This window comes from Photobacterium marinum (genome assembly GCF_000331515.1).
GTDB classification, from domain to species: domain Bacteria; phylum Pseudomonadota; class Gammaproteobacteria; order Enterobacterales; family Vibrionaceae; genus Photobacterium; species Photobacterium marinum.
The window spans coordinates 24,294-40,982 of sequence record NZ_AMZO01000043.1; the positions used below are offsets into that span (position 1 = coordinate 24,294).

Annotated in this window: 11 protein-coding genes; 3 read left to right on the plus strand and 8 right to left on the minus strand. The window is 51.5% G+C overall.

Annotation, left to right across the window (positions count from 1 at the left end; genetic code table 11):
- Positions 1 to 57: 57 nt before the first annotated feature.
- The 4 genes from recD to C942_RS22900 form a co-directional block, all read right to left on the minus strand.
- The gene (gene recD / locus C942_RS22885; protein ID WP_007470916.1) at positions 58 to 2,157 is read right to left on the minus strand and encodes an exodeoxyribonuclease V subunit alpha; all 2,100 of its coding nucleotides are present in this window, start codon (positions 2,155 to 2,157) and stop codon (positions 58 to 60) included.
- Positions 2,150 to 5,797 (minus strand): exodeoxyribonuclease V subunit beta, encoded by a 3,648-nt coding sequence (gene recB, locus C942_RS22890; RefSeq protein WP_083882398.1) that lies wholly within the window; start codon positions 5,795 to 5,797, stop codon positions 2,150 to 2,152. The genes recD and recB overlap by 8 nt, the downstream gene beginning before the upstream one ends.
- Positions 5,798 to 6,054: 257 nt before the next feature.
- A complete protein-coding gene (gene recC / locus C942_RS22895) occupies positions 6,055 to 9,501 on the minus strand; it encodes an exodeoxyribonuclease V subunit gamma (RefSeq protein ID WP_007470921.1) in 3,447 nt (1,148 codons plus the stop codon).
- Between the two features lie 124 nt (positions 9,502 to 9,625).
- Positions 9,626 to 10,603: a TDT family transporter gene (locus C942_RS22900; protein WP_007470923.1), complete on the minus strand. Its 978-nt coding sequence runs from the start codon at positions 10,601 to 10,603 to the stop codon at positions 9,626 to 9,628.
- A gap of 136 nt (positions 10,604 to 10,739) precedes the next feature.
- Here C942_RS22900 and C942_RS22905 point away from each other — a divergent pair, with 136 nt between their 5' ends.
- Positions 10,740 to 11,642, plus strand: a complete 903-nt coding sequence (locus tag C942_RS22905) for a LysR family transcriptional regulator (protein ID WP_007470926.1) — start codon at positions 10,740 to 10,742, stop codon at positions 11,640 to 11,642.
- Positions 11,643 to 11,647: 5 nt separating this feature from the next.
- Here C942_RS22905 and C942_RS22910 read toward each other — a convergent pair whose 3' ends face one another.
- Entirely contained in the window at positions 11,648 to 12,334 is a 687-nt protein-coding gene (locus C942_RS22910; RefSeq protein WP_036801590.1) for a DNA-3-methyladenine glycosylase I, read from the minus strand.
- 82 nt (positions 12,335 to 12,416) lie between these two features.
- Here C942_RS22910 and C942_RS22915 point away from each other — a divergent pair, with 82 nt between their 5' ends.
- Positions 12,417 to 12,716, plus strand: coding sequence for a YebG family protein (locus C942_RS22915; protein ID WP_007470929.1), 300 nt, complete (start codon positions 12,417 to 12,419; stop codon positions 12,714 to 12,716).
- A gap of 254 nt (positions 12,717 to 12,970) precedes the next feature.
- On the plus strand, positions 12,971 to 14,002 hold the full coding sequence (gene dapD / locus C942_RS22920; protein ID WP_007470931.1) for a 2,3,4,5-tetrahydropyridine-2,6-dicarboxylate N-succinyltransferase: 1,032 nt from the start codon (positions 12,971 to 12,973) through the stop codon (positions 14,000 to 14,002).
- Positions 14,003 to 14,088: 86 nt separating this feature from the next.
- On the opposite strand, the gene C942_RS22925 is transcribed toward dapD, so the two are convergent.
- The 3 genes from C942_RS22925 to C942_RS22935 all read right to left on the minus strand — a co-directional run bounded on the left by C942_RS22925 (position 14,089) and on the right by C942_RS22935 (position 16,377).
- Positions 14,089 to 14,415: a DUF2799 domain-containing protein gene (locus C942_RS22925; RefSeq protein ID WP_036801581.1), complete on the minus strand. Its 327-nt coding sequence runs from the start codon at positions 14,413 to 14,415 to the stop codon at positions 14,089 to 14,091.
- Between the two features lie 55 nt (positions 14,416 to 14,470).
- A complete protein-coding gene (locus tag C942_RS22930; protein WP_007470935.1) occupies positions 14,471 to 14,770 on the minus strand; it encodes a hypothetical protein in 300 nt (99 codons plus the stop codon).
- Positions 14,771 to 14,961: 191 nt separating this feature from the next.
- Complete coding sequence (locus C942_RS22935; protein WP_007470938.1) at positions 14,962 to 16,377, minus strand: hypothetical protein; 1,416 nt, start codon at positions 16,375 to 16,377, stop codon at positions 14,962 to 14,964.
- Positions 16,378 to 16,689: the final 312 nt, after the last annotated feature.

The following is a 16,689-nucleotide window of genomic DNA, read 5'->3' on the forward strand; positions in this document are numbered from 1 at the left end:
AAAAAGAGCCGGCACAAGCCGGCTCTTCCACTAAACTATACTCCTGAATCCCCTTGCCTAACCAAGCAGCTGAGCCAGACCACTGGCCCGCTCTGTGCGCAAACGCACCGAGCGATGAACAATCTCCGGCAAGGCAAACATATACAGCTTCTCCTTGGCTCGGGTTACACCTGTGTAAATCAGCTCGCGGGTCAGGATCGGGCTGAAATCGGTCGGCAACACCATCAGGGTATCGGCAAACTCCGACCCCTGTGATTTATGGATGGTCATGGCATACACCGTCTCATGCTCAGGCAGACGGCTCGGCAATACCGCACGGATAGAACCGTCCGGCATATCAAAATATACCCGCAGGCGGCGCTTTCCGGTTTGCGGATCCGGCTCGGCATCCAGCATAGCAATACCGATATCACCGTTATACAGGCCGAGACCATGATCGTTTCGGGTGATCATCACCGGACGACCAACATACCAGGTGTCATCCCCCGGATTGATCTTACCCGCCCGCATAAGCCCTCGTTCAATACGCTGGTTAAGGCCGGAAACACCGAAGTCCCCTTCCCTCAGCGCACAAAGCAGACGTACCCGTGAAAATGCTTTCAATACCTTTTCCGGTTTCTCACCGATTTCAATCGCATCAAGGTAATCACGGTAAAAGTTCACCGTCATATTGATCATCCGTTCATAGCTCTCGGTACAAAGCGGGTACTGGTGAATATCCTTAAAACCTTGCTGCCAGACCTGCTCAACCTGATGCGGCTGACCACCATTAATGGCTTTAGCCAGCTGGCCGATCCCAGACTGAGCATGGAATCGGTAGCTCTTGCGCAGCATACATAGGCTATCTGCCACTGTTGCCGCTCCGCCTTCCACGGCAGCAGCAAAACGGTAGCCGGTGAGCAGGCTAAGCTGCTCACCCTGCTCCGGACTGTATTCCTGATTCGAGAAAGAGCAGATATCCCCCAGCACAGCACCGGCTTCAACCGAGGCCAACTGATCCCGGTCCCCCAGCAAAATCAGCTTAGCGTGAGGCGGCATCGCATCCAACAGGCGGGCCATCATCGGCAAATCCACCATTGAGGCTTCATCAACAACCAGCACATCAAGGTGCAGCGGGTTTTCACGGTTATGACGGAATTCAACCCGATTCGGAATCGAACCCAGCAGACGGTGAATAGTACTGGACTGGGTCGGGATCAGATCTTTCACTTCCTTCTCAATTGCCAGTGACTGCACCGCAGCACCAATCGACTCTGTCAGACGCGCCGCCGCTTTACCGGTTGGCGCTACCAATTTGATGGTCGGCACCTGTTCGGCATCACCGCCACTGGCCTGCATTGCCTGAGTCACCAGAGCTGCCAGCAGCTTAGCAACCGTCGTGGTTTTACCTGTCCCCGGCCCGCCGGAAATGACGGCAAACTGACGGGTCAGCGCAACCGCGGCCGCCACTTTCTGCCAGTTCAGGCAAACCGCATTCGGCACTAAAGTATCCAGCATCGCCAGATCAGAGGCTCGGGTAGCCGCTGTCAAGACCCGGTCGATGGCACCCCAGTCGAGTTCTCCGGCTGCGACCACATCTAGCTTATCGCACACTTCCGCCTGACGCGCCTGCGGACTATCCGGCTCTGCTTTTTCCTCATTGCGCAGCTTCTGCAACGCTTCAAACAAATAGGTGTAACTGCGAGCAAATAATTCATCGAGTTTAGCGGCCATCTGAGGCATCGCAACAGCAACCGATGACGCAGAGCCCGATGACTGTTTCAGGCGCGAAGCAACCGTCTGCTCAAACTGCCAGTAACGGTTGAGATACAAACGTCCGTGCTCCAGCACCAATGGCGTCGCTCCGTGGCCGACAGACACAGCCGCCGAAGCAGACAGGACCGAGCCCCACGTCTCCAATGCCGGCAGACCTTCAAGTAACTGGCTGGAATGCTCTGTCCCCAATCCCAATACATGACCTCGTTCCAGTTTGGACAGCAGTAGGCAGACATGCCCCTGCCCGAGTTCATAGCTGGTTTGTGCCGCCGCCAGTGTCACCAGCTGACGGGTTTCTTCGCAGTCTGAAGCCGCCACTGTCGCTGCTATAAACTTAGCGAACTGATAATCCAGCGGACGGATAGCCCCTTGCCGGGAAAGTAATTCAAGCCGTTTAAGCATCCAGGTATTCTCCGTCAATCAGTGTTTCCAGTTCAGTCAGCAACTCCAGACTCGGGCGGGCATTGAAAATACCGCTATCACCCTCAGCCCTGACACCACGCAGGAACAGGTAGTAGACACCACCGAAATGGGTGTCGTAGTCATAATCAGCCTTACGGCTCTTGAGGAAACGGTGCAGTGCCAGCGCATAAAGCTGGTACTGAAGATCGTAACGGTGTTCAGCCATCGCATGAGCCAGCTTATCGCCCCGGTAAACATCCGGATCATCACCGAGGTGATTCGATTTCCAGTCCAGAACGTAATAGCGTCCCTGATGCTCAAACACCAAGTCGATAAAGCCCTTGAGCATCCCGCTGACCGTGGTGAAACCCAATTCCCCGGCCTTTGCTGACAGGGGATCATGACGGGCAATCACCTTATTGAGCAAAGGTGCCGACAGCACATTGATCGGCAACATAAACTCCATTTCGGTCAGGCGGCTGGAAGCCTGTACCCTGCCCAGTTGCAGGCAGTCACCGTCAAGGTTACAACTCAGCACATCACGAATCATGGTTTGCAGTACCGGCAACCACTCCTCGTCATAGTTTTCCAGTCTCAACAGTTCAAGAATCTTACTGCGGGTAGCTTCGCTGTCGACCGGCTCAGTGAACTCAATTTCTTCAAACAAAGTGTGCAGGAAAGTACCCGGACGCGCACCGCGCGGGAAGGTATAAATAGTACGCTCCGGCTCGACTAATTCACCGTCTTCGCCGTCACTGTCCTGTGAAGAATCGGTATCAAAACCCGGCAGTTCAAATGAGGCATCAAGATGATGACTGCCTTGCTTAACCAACCCCGAGTAACTGGTGATCCACCAGTTACGTTCAATTTCTGTTGTAAACTGAGCGGCAGACAGAGCCGTTTTTTCTTCTTCCAACGGAGTCCATGGTGACTCCGGCAGCTCTGGCGGGGTAACGACAGCCATGGTCGATGATGCCTGAACCAGACGTGCAAGCGCCGCATCCAGATCTGCCACACTTCCTTCCTGACAGTCCTGAACCAACCAGCCAATCGCTGAATTATGCAATCCAGTCGGCTCTTTACGACTTAGCCCGTTACGCAACGGTGACATACCGATATAACAACCGTAGACAGCACGGGTCAGGGCCACATAAATCAGACGCAGATCTTCTGCCAGGCGCTCTTTCTCAGCCAGCTCCATACTCTCGTCGGTACCGGCAACATCCAGCACTGCCTGCTGAGTCTGCTCATCATGGAACAGGGCCGTCCCCGCCGCCCGGTAACCACAGACAAACGGCAGGAAGACGATGTCATATTCCAGACCTTTGGATTTATGGATAGTAACGATTTGCACCAGATTACGATCTGATTCCAGGCGCAACTGCTGCTCTTCGGCATTACCGTTAGGCTCTTCGATATGTTCAGCCAGCCAGCGGATCAGCGCGTGGTCACTGTCGAGCGTCTGACTTGCCTGTTGAAGTAGCTCGCCGATATGGAGGATATCTGTCAGGCGACGCTCTCCGCCGTTTTCACTCAGCAGACGCTCAGGGATCCGACGGCTCGCCAGCACATGGCGCAGCATCGGCAATACCCCGCGGCTATGCCACAGTTTGCGATATTCCCGGAATTCCGCCACATGCTGTTCCCATTTGTCTTCATCGACATTGAGCTCATCAAGCTGACTGGCACTGAACGCAAACAGGCCGGAAGCCAACGCCGCACGCAGGCTGCGTTCTTCTTCCGGCACCAGAACCGCCACCAGCAGACGCTGGATATCACAAGCTTCGGCACTGGCGAAGACACTGTCACGGTTCGACAGATAAACACTGGCAATCCCCTGCTCTGCCAAAGCATGACGGATCATCGCCCCTTCCGCACCGGTACGCACCAGTACTGATATATCACCGGCCCGGATCGCTTGGCGCTTCTCGCCTTCGACCAGCACTGCTTCACCCAGTTGTGAAAGCGTAAGGATCTTCTGAATTTCCGCAGCAGTCGCGGCTGCCATCACCTGCTGGTAATCGCCTTTTCTAACCGGTTCATCAGCTTCCTGACGCCAGAAACTCAATGCTGGTTGCTTGCTCCCTGCCAATTGCCAGCTCCGATCCGTTGCCTTCGGGCTGTGGTTCACCGGCAGGAAAGTAATGTCCTGATCATAAATAAACGGGCGCTGCGACGTGAGGAAGATTGTGTTGACAGCTTCAACCATTTCAGCTGTTGAACGCCAGTTGGTTCCCAGGGTGTAGTGAGCTTTCACCTGGCGACGAGCCTGAATATAAGTAAAGATATCAGCACCACGGAAGGCATAAATCGCCTGCTTCGGGTCACCGATCATAAACAGTCCACAGGCCGACTCGTCACTGCCAGCGTCAACTTCAGCTTCTGACGGCTTTTCACCATAAACAGTGTTAAAAATGCTGTACTGAAGCGGATCGGTATCCTGGAATTCATCGATCATCGCAACCGGAAACAGAGTACGGATCCGCGCAGCCAGGCTGCCGTCTGTATCATTGCTCAGCGCCGCAGCCAGTTGGGTCAGCAGATCGTCAAATGACAGCCAGCCTTTACGACGTTTGGCCTCAGTCAGCAACTGACGGCACTCTCTGATAGCATGTGCCAGCAGCGGATCCCTGACATTCGGCTTGTTAGCCAGCAGCTCGCCAATAGCAACAAACACAGGATGCTCCGGCGGATTACCTTTGCTGGTCTTATCAAACAGCACCTGTTGATCAAATTTTTCCAGCGCTTTCGGTAACTGGTAACCAGAGGTTTCCTGTTCGGCCCAGGCACTGACTTCCGCCAGTGCCTTCGGCAAACTGGTCTTGGTATAACTGCGCTTGTTGACCCCGGAACCAGCAATCAAATCCTGGAAATCAGCCGCATCAGTACGCCACAGGCGCTTCACATGCTCAATTCGGGCAATATTGTCGTCATGAACCTGTTGCAACGAATCTTTCAGCTCCGGCGCACGAATTTCCACCTCGGCACCGGATAAAAACGGGTTAACATCACGTAGCAAAGTTGCCGGCGATACCCAGATGCTGCGCACCTCACCAGCCAGTGTTTTCGGCAATGGGTAGAAGTTGCGGCGCCAGTAATCAGCCACCACCTGCGCCCGAAGGTGACTCTCTTCGGTGACGAACTCATTGTTGAACAGGCTGCCAGACTCAAACGCATTCTGGGTCAGCATCCGCTGACAGAAACCATGAATCGTGAAAATGGCAGCTTCATCCATCTGACGTTCGGCCTGCAGCAGGATCGATGCCGCCGCTTTATGATCGGCAAGATCATCCAACAAGGGTTTGATCACCGGATCGTCACTATGGCCTCGGCTGAATGCCAGCCGGGCATCATGGATCCGGCGGCGAATACGATCACGCAGCTCCGCAGTTGCCGCTTCGGTAAAAGTCACCACCAGAATCTGATCAACCGTCAGCTCGCGAGGGAAGCGGCTGTTGTTATCACCATGCCCGAGCAGCAGGCGCAGGTACAGACTGGCAATGGTAAACGTCTTGCCCGTACCGGCCGAGGCTTCAATCAGCCTGTTACCGTGCAACGGGAAGGTCATCGGCTTAAGCTCCTGCGGCTCAATGAGTACCACAGGATCAGTAAGGTCAGGCGAAATGTGTTGTTGAGTCATAGGATGCGCAAGTTCCTGTTATTGCACGAACATGGGTTCGGGCAAAATAAATTTTTGTGATCGAGCACAAATTCAAACAAAAATATCGAATTAGCCAACTTTGAGTTCTATCACTATGAGAGCTGTTTCACGGTTTATCCCAATTCGATCCGCTACTATCTGCGTCACGAATTTGGTCTACCTCTGGACCTGTGGCCGTACGGTGAACACCCTACAATCAATAATGATTTATCGACGGCCACCTACCCCCTTCGTGATTAATCCTCTTTCTTCAAATGCAGGTGCAGTAATGCCGGTTTGAGCAATTGTTCTGCCTGTTGTGTGGCATCATCAGCCAGTTCACTATTCCACTCCGGCCATACCCGGTAGATATAAACATTGTTTCCTTCACCTTCGAACATGTAACCGCCGTTAAAGGCTTCTGCCATCTTCGCTTTTGCTTTATCCAGAATATCGGCATCATCGCACCAGTTACCCTGCTTATCCTGGCAAGCCTGCAAACCGGCAAGTGCGGTGCGGGGGAAATATGCCAGCGGTCGGGTCAGTCCCTGATAGTACGCTTGCATTAATACTGCCAACTGTTCACGGGCATATTCAGCATTGACCGGTTCCAGCCAGTAGTGACCGTCAATGCCAATCAAATGAGTGTCTTTCGATTCAGCGACCAGAGCCAAACACAAATGTTCGATCCAGCCCTGCAGAATATCCTGTGCCCTGACCTTGCCCGGACGATAACGAACTAGCCCACTCCGGCTGTGATACTTGAGCCAGCCCTGCAATTGCACAGACCGTCCTTCAATCTCAATTAACAGGTCAACTTCAACATCCGGCAGTGAGTCGGCCAGCAGACCGGCTACTTTGTCAGCCAGACTTTCAATCTGCCCCCGCTCATCCATCAGCTCCAGCTCACCAAACTCAGCCAGCGGCAGGCCACCCGCGGCCTGCTGATATTCGGCAAAGCGCTCAAATACGGCGTCTTTATTGCTTTCTCCCTGAAGGTGACTATCAAGGAAAGTCGTCAGCAAATCACTGCGAAGCTGATAACGGCTCAGACCATCTAGAACAAACGGCTCGTCATCTTCGACTGCGCCTGCTGCCGGTTCAAAGAACACTTTCAGGCGGCGGTTAAAGAAATACTGCACAGGCAGACGCCAGAAGCGAGACAGTTCGGCCAGCTCCAGTACTGGCATGCCGATACTGTCTTCAGGCTCGGCAATAAGTGGCTGCTCCTGAAATTCAGGCGTTGCAATCAACTCTCGACTGGCTGCGGGCAACCATTCTGCGGCATAACTCGGTGCAGCTCCCAAAAAGGCTTCCGGACTGAACGGCACCAATGGGTGGACATGTAGCATAGCTTTCGCCAGGCGCTCTGCCGACTGATCGGCAGGCAGAGCTTCATCCCCTTTAAGACAGTATCCCTGCTGGCAGTATTCCAGCAGCTCGCTAACCAGTACCGACGGCATTTTTTCACTGTTGTCCTGAATAGAACGTCCGACATAACTGATGTACAACGTTTCCTGAGCTGACTGCAGGGCCTCAAGGAACAGGTAGCGGTCATCATCACGGCGGGAGCGGTCACCATAACGGGTTCGTCCGGTCATCAGATCAAAGCCTTCCGGCGGAATAGAGCGTGGATAGATACCGTCATTCATCCCCAACAGGCACACTACCTTGAACGGGATCGAACGCATTGGCATCAGGGTACAAAAGTTTACCTGACCGGCAAGGAAACGCTGACTGACCCGCTCACCCGATAACTTGCTGTTGAGGTAATCACGCAGCACTTTCGGCGTGATCTCATCCTGATAACCAGCATCTTTCAGCTGCTGCTCAAGTTGCTGCAGCTTGTCGCGGATCATCCGTAATACCATCTCGCCGTCAGTATCGACGGCAAAGAAATCATCCAACAGCTGGTTAAGTACTGAAATCCACTCCGCCACCGGCTGTGGCTTGGCAAGCAAAGTGCGGTAGTGCATCAGCATTTCGACAAATAAACCGAGCTGCCCGGCCAGCTCGGCATCCATACCCTGTACCTCATCATAGGCCAGCACACCCTGATACAATCCGGCATCCTGCGGCATGGCGTAACCGAGCAGCATCCGCTGCAAACCGAACAGCCAGGTATTTTGTTGCTGACGCGGCAACTGGAATTCACTGGCCGTGCCGTCATCCAACCCCCAGCGGATCCCGACTTCTTCAATCCAACCTTTAACCCGTTCAAAACGCTCGCTGTCAAAACCGAACTTCGCCATCACCGCCGGTACTTCCAGCAGCTCCAGCAACTCAGAAGCCTGACAGCGGCTCTCCGGCAGTTCCAATAAACGCAGGAAGGCCAGCAGAACCGGATTTTCCTGGTCGGCACTGCGGTCAGAAATAGAGAAAGGAATGTAGCGCTCACCCGGCGCGTTACCGAACACCGCCTGAATATACGGGCTGTAGCTGTTGATATCGGCCACCATAACTACGATGTCTCGCGGCGACAGTTCCGGATTATCAGCCATCATCGCCAGCAGCTTGTCATGCAACACCTCAACCTCTCGCATCGGCGAGTGGCAGGCGTGGACAGCCAGCGACTGGTCCTGCGGCGAGATCGCCAACTTGTGGAGGCTGGTTTCAGTCAGCTCATCATTGACACGATCTTCAAGATTAAGGATATCGGCTTGAATCGAATGCAACATGGAATCCGGTTCGATATCGACAAAAGCTTCGACATCATAGGCTTCCATCTCCGACAGCAGGTACAGGTTATCCCGCCCCAGCTTACCCAGTGACGCCAGCAAGGTATTACCGACTGCGCCTTCATGGGTATCATCAACCAGGTTGGCCTCGATATCTCCCTTCAGCGGAGAAACGACACCACCAAGCTCACTGTGATCGGCGCACCATTGCAACTGCTGACGCTGCTTGGCTGCAAGGCGGGCGAGATATTTACGATCCCGCACTTCCCCCCAGTAATGGCGACAAGGGTTGGTGAACATCAAGTGGACATCGATATGCTTACCCAACGCAGCAAGGGCATCGAGATAGCGCGGCGGCAGAGCCGAGATACCGAATACGAACAGGCGCTTTGGCAGACCTTCCGGTAGCGGAGAACCGCTTTGCAGGTAACTTTCCAGAGTCTCGATAAAGTTATCGTACAAGTTAGCCCTGTGGTACGGCGACTGGTCGAGAGCCAAAGTCTGATCATATAGCGCCTGCCACAGCAGCGGCTGCCAAGGGTGATCCGCCACCAGCTCAGGATCGACCTGATCTGACTCCCAGGACTGAATCCACTCCGGGCGGTACACTAAATACTGGTCAAAGATATCTGCAATCTTTTCTGCCAGCTGGTAGCTCTTTTGCTGCTGGTCGTCCTCACTCAGATAGCGGGCCAGCGGCTCAAATTCAGGCTTATCCAGCTGTTGCGGCAACACCTGCATTAACTTCCAGGTCATCGCTTCTTTATTGAATGCACTTCGCTCCGGCACATCGCTAAGCACCTTGGTGAACATGTTCCAGATGAAGGTAGCCGGTAGCGGGAATTCAATATTGGCGGCAATGCCAAGGGACTTCGCCAGCTCCAGCTTCAGCCATTGCGACATGCCCGGACTCTGTACCAGGATTTGCTCCTGCTCGAACGGGTTATCCAGCGGCTCGCGACGGATAAGTTCAACCAAAAGGGATTTCAGCAGATCGAGCTGATTTGAGTGATAGACAGTAAACACGCAGATATCTCACGAAAAGAGAAAATTACAACGATTGTCTACCAATAGGCTACTGGCTGCAAACGGAAAAAGCCCGGGCTGCTACATCAGCAACAGCCCGGGCTATAACCGGATTTTCAGTAACTCAGGCTTGCTGTGGCAGAGGTCTGAACATTTGGCTGACCGGGCGGTAATAAGCCAGATAACGCAGCGCGACATACCCGACAACCAAAGTGGCTATAAACAGTTCGGCTTTTGCCAACATCAACACCTGACCGACATAATGGCTTTCCAGTCCCATCCCTGCCATCCAGGCTGCAGCTTTGAACAGAGCTGTCGCGCTAATCACCATTGGGAATGTGAAGGCCGCATACCCCGGACTGAAAGGCAGCCGCAACAGGCGATAAAACGCTAAGTAAATAACAAAAGTCATCAATACCGCGATACCGGCCAGCAGGCCAATCACCAGTGGAGACGGCTCTACAGCCACTGTCAGATAGCCAGCCAGCGACAGTGAGGCCGGTGCCGCCATAATGGCAATGGTCGGTTTGGCGGCATCTGGTATTTCATGACAGAAAATCAGACGGTAAACCATCAACGGCAGCAGGACAGCATAGGCAACCATACCGAAATACAGCAGACCTTCTGCCAGTTGGTGCAACTCTCCTCCCGGGAAAGAGACATCGGCAACAATAATACCGATAGGCGGTACAAACCAGCTTGGCACCATATGATGCAATTCAAACTCACTAACTCGGTGGTATGCAAACAACAGTAAGAAAACCAAATGCAGAGCCACTGCGACCAACCAGAGTGCCTGACCGGTTAAAGGGAAATATTGTCCGACAGCTTTCGACACCACCATCAGTGCCATCGCAAACGTCGGCACCACACTGCCCACCACCGGATGAGTTAAATCATCCCAAAGCAGCTTCGGGTGACAGATAAACTTCACCAACAACACCATCAGCAGCAGTGAGGCAATTGCCGCTCCTGTCAGCTGACCGTAACCGTTGAGATCAGCGGCGTTCTCCCAGCACCAGCCAAGGCTGGCAATCCCAAGGGCGAGTCCTGCCATCGGGGTTGGCGCTCCTGCGACTTTTTTCCTGGTTGCCCGGATCATGAATCCCACTCCAAATACTTAGCCTTAGGTATTCAAGGCTTTAACTGAACACAGAAAGAGTCTATCCAAATTGAACTGTTTAGAATACTTGAATATATTTAAACCAACTTTAAGCACCACTTAACATGGAAGTACCATGAACATTGCCCTTAAACAGCTCAAGGTCTTTGTCACTGTCGCCCAGGAGCGTACTATCACCGCTGCAGCAGACAAACTGTTTCTCTCCAAGCCCGCGGTAAGCATGGCGCTGTCTGAACTGGAAAAGCACCTCGGACACAAACTTTTCGACCGCAACAACAATCGTTTGATCATTAACGAGCAAGGAAAACGGCTGCTTCCTCTGGCCGATGAACTATTAGCCCGCAGCCATGCCATTGAGCAGTTGTTTGATCAGACAGGGCCGGTTACCGGCAAACTCAAGATCGGTTCCAGTGATACCGTCGGCAACCAGATCACCCCTTTCTTGCTAAGAGACTTCAGGGCCAGCTGCGAACACAGAGATCAGACTCTGTTTATTTCTAATACCGCACAGATCTGCCACATGCTGAGCGAATTTGAACTTGATGTCGGTTTAGTCGAAGGGAAGGTACAGCAAGCCGATTTGGAGATCCTGCCCTGGCTGAGTGATGACATGGTCGTAGCCTGCCACCCGGAACATCCGCTGACAAAAATACACCATCTGTCTTTGGCTGATTTGGAAGGGTCAGAGTGGATCCTACGCGAGCCGGGCTCAGGTACCCGTGAATACTTCCTGAACCGGATAGCGCCGCGCCTGGAAAAATGGCATCAGGCATTTGAGCTGAATACAACCGAAGCCATTATTAACTGTGCTGCAGCCGGGCTGGGTATTACCTGCCTGTCGCGCCTAGCCGTGGAACATGCAGTTCACGACAACAGGCTGGTTATCCTGGAGCTGCCGCTTGATATGCAACGCCAGTACTGGTTGCTCTATCACAAAGAAAAATACCAGAGCCCACTGCTAAGGTTGTTTCTTCAGTTTTGCCATAACTGGCAACTGAGCGATAAGCAATCCCAGTAAATAACTTAAATTCGATTATCGCCGCAGCTGAAGGCAATGATCTGGCTGATCTGACAAAGCGGACGGCCAGATTCCTGTTGCCAGTCGCTGAAAGCCGACTGGGCAGCCTGAAGTGAACGCTGGGTGTCCCGCCCACCATCAATAATGCCTATATTGCGAAGATACGACTCAACATCCTGACTGAGGATAAATGTATCTTTGCCCATCACCCTTAATGTATACGGGCCGGTATTGCCGCCAAGCCGCTTGCCATGCTTTTTCAGGTGGCGCCACAGGCCGACAATATCGTCACCCGGCCAGTCAGCCACCATTGCTGCAAAGGAGCCATGTTCAACAGCCGCTTCATGGATCATCTGGGCATTGGCCGGAATCGTCATCACTTTACCAAGATGGCGGATGATAGTCGGATCGGTTGCTTTGCGCTCCCACATCTCAGTTGGCATCAACAGCATCTTCTCGATATCGAAATCAAAGAAAACCTGCTCAAAACCGGGCCACTTATTGCGGACAACTTTCCAGCTCATTCCGGACTGAAACACTTTCTGACTGAACGCCGCCAGCCAGCGATGATCCGGAATTGCCCGGAGTTGTTCTGCGTCTAACGGGATTGCCAGTAAACTTTCCAATCCGGCTTCACCGCCTTTCCTTTCGGCGGCGCGAGCATAAATATGAGTAAATTTTTCCCGTACCATCACATTAACACGCTTATTTCTGGACATTGACCTTTATGCTACTGTATAAACAGCCAGTAAATCAATTTCGGAGAGGGTGACCATGGCTGTTATCGTCAAATATGTGGTTGAGCGCAACGGAGAAGAAAAGATGACTTTCACCTCTAAGTCCGAAGCCGACGCATACGACAAAATGCTGGATATGGCTGAAGAGATGTTCACTTTACTAAGCGAGAGTGAACTGTTCGAAGATGAAGCCAAGCAAGAAGAACTGTCTTTGTTCCTTGCCCAGAAACGTGAAGAAGTACTAATCGCACTGGGTGCCAAGAAAAAAGCGGCCCCAAAAAAGAAAGCAGCTAAACCTGAAGTTGTTGCCGAGCAACCAAAGGAAGATGCGGCTTAATCTTTAGCGCTGATGACTTCATCATGAATAAACCTCCGTTCCGGAGGTTTTTTTATGCGCCCATTTCCACCGCTTCCATGCAAATTCAATAACAAAGGAAATAATCTCACCATTTTCTACTGATTCTCTGCCGCCCCCTTCAATATCGTGCCAAGTGTCATTATGATGGTTCAATCTTGTTATCGAGCTATCGTATAAAGCTGCCTGCCTTGCAGCGCAGTGCTCAACACTTTTGATATGGAGACCTACCGATAATGGCCAGCTTTTCACTTGCCCTTGGTACAGCAACTAAAAACCGTGACGGTAAAATCATTGAAGCTTTCTTCCCGACTCCGGTTCTGAATCCATCTGACGAACTGGTTGCAGCCATTGCCGCTGTGGTTAACTACAAAGAAGGTAACCAAGCGATTGAAGTCGCTCCGGCTCAGTGTGCAGAGCTGGCTGAAGCATTCAAAGCAGCAGGCGATGAGCAGAGTGCAGTATTTGCGACTAAAGCATCACAATCCACTCAACCGCTTGTAATCGTTATTCTGGCAACCGACGAGAAGCCAGCTTCTGTTGCTGAAGGCTTCCTGAAACTTCAGCTTATCTCTCACCGCCTGGTTAAGCCGCACGGTGTGGTACTTGACGGTATCTTCGGCCTGCTACACAACATCGCATGGACCAGCCACGGCCCAATCGATCTGCCGGAGCTGGCTGAGCGCCAGATGGAAGCTCGCCTGAACGGTGAAGTTCTGACTGTCGACTGTGTTGATAAATTCCCTAAAATGGTCGATTACGTGGTTCCGACCAGCGTTCGTATTGCTGATACTTCCCGTGTTCGCCTTGGCGCGCATGTGGGTGAAGGCACAACCGTTATGCACGAAGGCTTCATTAACTTCAACGCAGGTACAACTGGCGTGAGCATGGTTGAAGGCCGTATTTCTGCAGGCGTTGTAGTTGGCAACGGTTCAGACATCGGTGGTGGTGCATCTATCATGGGCACACTATCTGGCGGCGGTAAAGTGGTGGTTTCTATCGGTGAAAACAGCCTGCTGGGTGCTAACGCGGGTCTTGGCTTCCCTATGGGCGACCGCTGTACTATCGAATCAGGCCTGTACGTAACAGCCGGCTCTAAAGTACGTATGCTGGATGCCGACGGCAAAGAAGTTGAGTTTGTTAAAGCTCGCGATCTTGCCGGCAAACCGGATCTGCTGTTCCGCCGCAACTCAATGACCGGCCAGATTGAATGTCTGACCAACAAGTCAGCGGTTGAACTGAACAGCGAACTGCACAGCAACAACTAAATCATTACTGAATTTTGCGTTTAAACCGTACGCAATAAAAACAGGCTGCCTTGGCAGCCTGTTTTTTGATATCAATACCTTAGTGACTAATAACCCCGATCAATCAGCCCATAGCTACCCTGACCGTTATTACATTCATCAGGATACCCCGGATTGACCACGGTACTGACTTGCTTCTTACCGCTACAGTATTCAAAGCGCCCTTTCATGTACCCGGCACGATATTTCTCGTATTCGGTCTCTGTCATCGCGCCCTGCTTGCTCAAACGATCCTGATCCCATTCCCGGTAGCCCTGTGCACCATGGTAAGCACCGAGCTGTTCCCACTCCTGCTGTTGCGACAATTGCGCTTCATACTGGCTGACGCAGGCCGTCAGGACGAGCACCGCCGCCAGGCTAATCAATCTCAGCATGATTCCGTCCTCTGTGTATTGCCTAAGTATGGCTTACAGAAGACTACAGTTCAGATTACTTGGTAATAATGTAGGTAAACGGATTAGAAAAAGAGAACTTGCTGCCGGAAGTGGTCACTTTACCCTGCTTCATCGCAACCAGTACTTCTTTCTGCACCCGGATCAGCGAAAAGAAACGAATGACAATAAAGACCATAAACACAGGCATGATAATTTGAGCCATCGGAGCCGACTGTAGAACCAGATCATTAGTCAGCCACACAGCCAGCATAGCCAACATCGCATAGAGAGAATGCGGCTTTAGGGTAATCTGTACCTTGTCATCAGATTCCTTACGTTCAAAGAAAATATTCATGTTGATATCCCATCAATACTTCAGATAACGCTAACGGTCTCATAACTGCTTACCCGCAGGCAAGAAAGCGTTACACATTTTAAATTTTGGCCGCAATTACGCCCCCTACAAGCAAGAAAAATGGCAGCCGAAGCCGCCATTTCTGTCACCATACATAGATTTATAAGAGCCAACATAGGCAAAAACAGACACTACATATACAAGATCTTGCTTTGTTCTGCCTTCGGTTTGAGCATGATGCTTTCCGTCACTAATTTCTCGGCAGCGACAACTTGAATCTCGTGCTCACCGGGAACAAGATAGGTTTTTATCGAACCGGTACTGTACACATTACCGGTCATCCCGGCTAATTCACCATCAATGAAGACCTTTACCCCCGACACTGGCTGTTGCTCATTATCCAACACATTCAGCACCAAGGCTCCCAGGCTCTGTTTGGTTCTCACCTGTTCACGCTTGAGTTTAAGTCGGCATTCTGATTTATGGCTGTCACCAAGATTAATCGTCATATTGCAACTGGCAAAAGGCGTGAGATTAAAGCCATCGGACGCTTCACTAACTCTATGAAACGCCAAATAAGCATCAACTTTATCCACCCCCTGAGTTTCAAACAGCTCCCTGGCTTTATAGAGGCCGCCATCATAACGTACCGTTAGTACTCGTTCCTGCACTGGCATGTTCTCTCGGGCAAGGCGGACAATTAATGCTAAGTCCTGCGCAGAGCCAACTTCATCCACCACTTCATCAGGAATGGTAAAGGTAAATGTCCCCTGATCCTTGAGCTCGGTAAGCGTGACGTTTGCTTTCGCGTTAACACCGCCTACCACGACCTTAGTACACTTATCCCTTGCAAATCTAACTCTTCTGTCGGCCTTACCAACCATCATATCAGCATCATAAAGGTGCAACTGAAGCCGATGGTAGCCAGGCTCCAGGTTAAGACGAAACTGAGCCGCTTCCGTCGCTTGATTAAGGGTAAATACCTGTTCAGGTTCACCGTTAACTGACAGGCCTAATTGCGGCTCAGCCAGAGCAGAAAGCTCTTCTAAAGAGAACGCAATTTTGAGTACAGGTAGCGACCGGACATCATCAATGTTGATCTTGGTTTCGCCCAAACTCGGATAGAGCACAAAATCAAGTTCACTCAACGGATCTTCAGATACTTCCTTTCCGGCTATATTAGCGACGAATTGCTGGTCATTACCATCAAGGGTGAGCACCAAATCCATATCATAACAACCAGGCTCTATCGGAAGTGTCTGTTGAGAAACCACTTTTCCGTCTGCCTGTTGAGTCACAACCCAATCGAAGCGCTGTTCTTCTCCGGTCTGGGTATTGGTCACTTTAAGCCGACCATGATACTGACACTCTAAACCGTCGTGATCGCCTAACTTAACCATATCTCCCATCGCAGCCTGTGAATACTTCAATGCTGACTGAAATAAATCAGAGCCCAGGCTCTGTAAATACGTCGCTGCAAACTCAGTATTCACAGTTACCAAATTATTATCCTTCGGGCTATTTTCAACCGTACCGCTTCCTTCGCCACAGCCAACCATAAATAAACCAAGTAGGGTACTTAGTAATTGTTTTTTAGTCTTATGCATAGTTATTCTCAGCCCTAAGATAAATAACAATGTGCAACAACACACACAAAACAAAAGTACGCGAATTTAACACAAACCAGCTAAAAACAAAAAGTTGTGATGAGAATAAAAGCCTTTTCCTGCTACTTTTTTGGTCATAAATCGATTATCCCAGACCCGGAAATCAGAGATTGGTCATATTACGTTCGATTTTGATTTTTTATAGAAAAGAGCCAAATGCACAGCTATGCACTTTCAGCTAAACAGACATAGGCAGGAAACAGAACACGGGGTCAAGCGAGACTCATCCGACCGAAGGGCGGACAAAGATAA

Excerpts from the sequence above, each read along its gene's own strand:
- recD (WP_007470916.1), bottom strand. The coding sequence starts at position 2,157 with ATGCTTAAACGGCTTGAATTACTTTCCCGGCAAGGGGCTATCCGTCCG.
- recB (WP_083882398.1), bottom strand. The coding sequence starts at position 5,797 with ATGACTCAACAACACATTTCGCCTGACCTTACTGATCCTGTGGTACTC.
- C942_RS22900 (WP_007470923.1), bottom strand. The coding sequence starts at position 10,603 with ATGATCCGGGCAACCAGGAAAAAAGTCGCAGGAGCGCCAACCCCGATG.
- C942_RS22905 (WP_007470926.1), top strand. The coding sequence starts at position 10,740 with ATGAACATTGCCCTTAAACAGCTCAAGGTCTTTGTCACTGTCGCCCAG.
- C942_RS22910 (WP_036801590.1), bottom strand. The coding sequence starts at position 12,334 with ATGGTACGGGAAAAATTTACTCATATTTATGCTCGCGCCGCCGAAAGG.
- C942_RS22915 (WP_007470929.1), top strand. The coding sequence starts at position 12,417 with ATGGCTGTTATCGTCAAATATGTGGTTGAGCGCAACGGAGAAGAAAAG.
- dapD (WP_007470931.1), top strand. The coding sequence starts at position 12,971 with ATGGCCAGCTTTTCACTTGCCCTTGGTACAGCAACTAAAAACCGTGAC.
- C942_RS22925 (WP_036801581.1), bottom strand. The coding sequence starts at position 14,415 with ATGCTGAGATTGATTAGCCTGGCGGCGGTGCTCGTCCTGACGGCCTGC.
- C942_RS22930 (WP_007470935.1), bottom strand. The coding sequence starts at position 14,770 with ATGAATATTTTCTTTGAACGTAAGGAATCTGATGACAAGGTACAGATT.
- C942_RS22935 (WP_007470938.1), bottom strand. The coding sequence starts at position 16,377 with ATGCATAAGACTAAAAAACAATTACTAAGTACCCTACTTGGTTTATTT.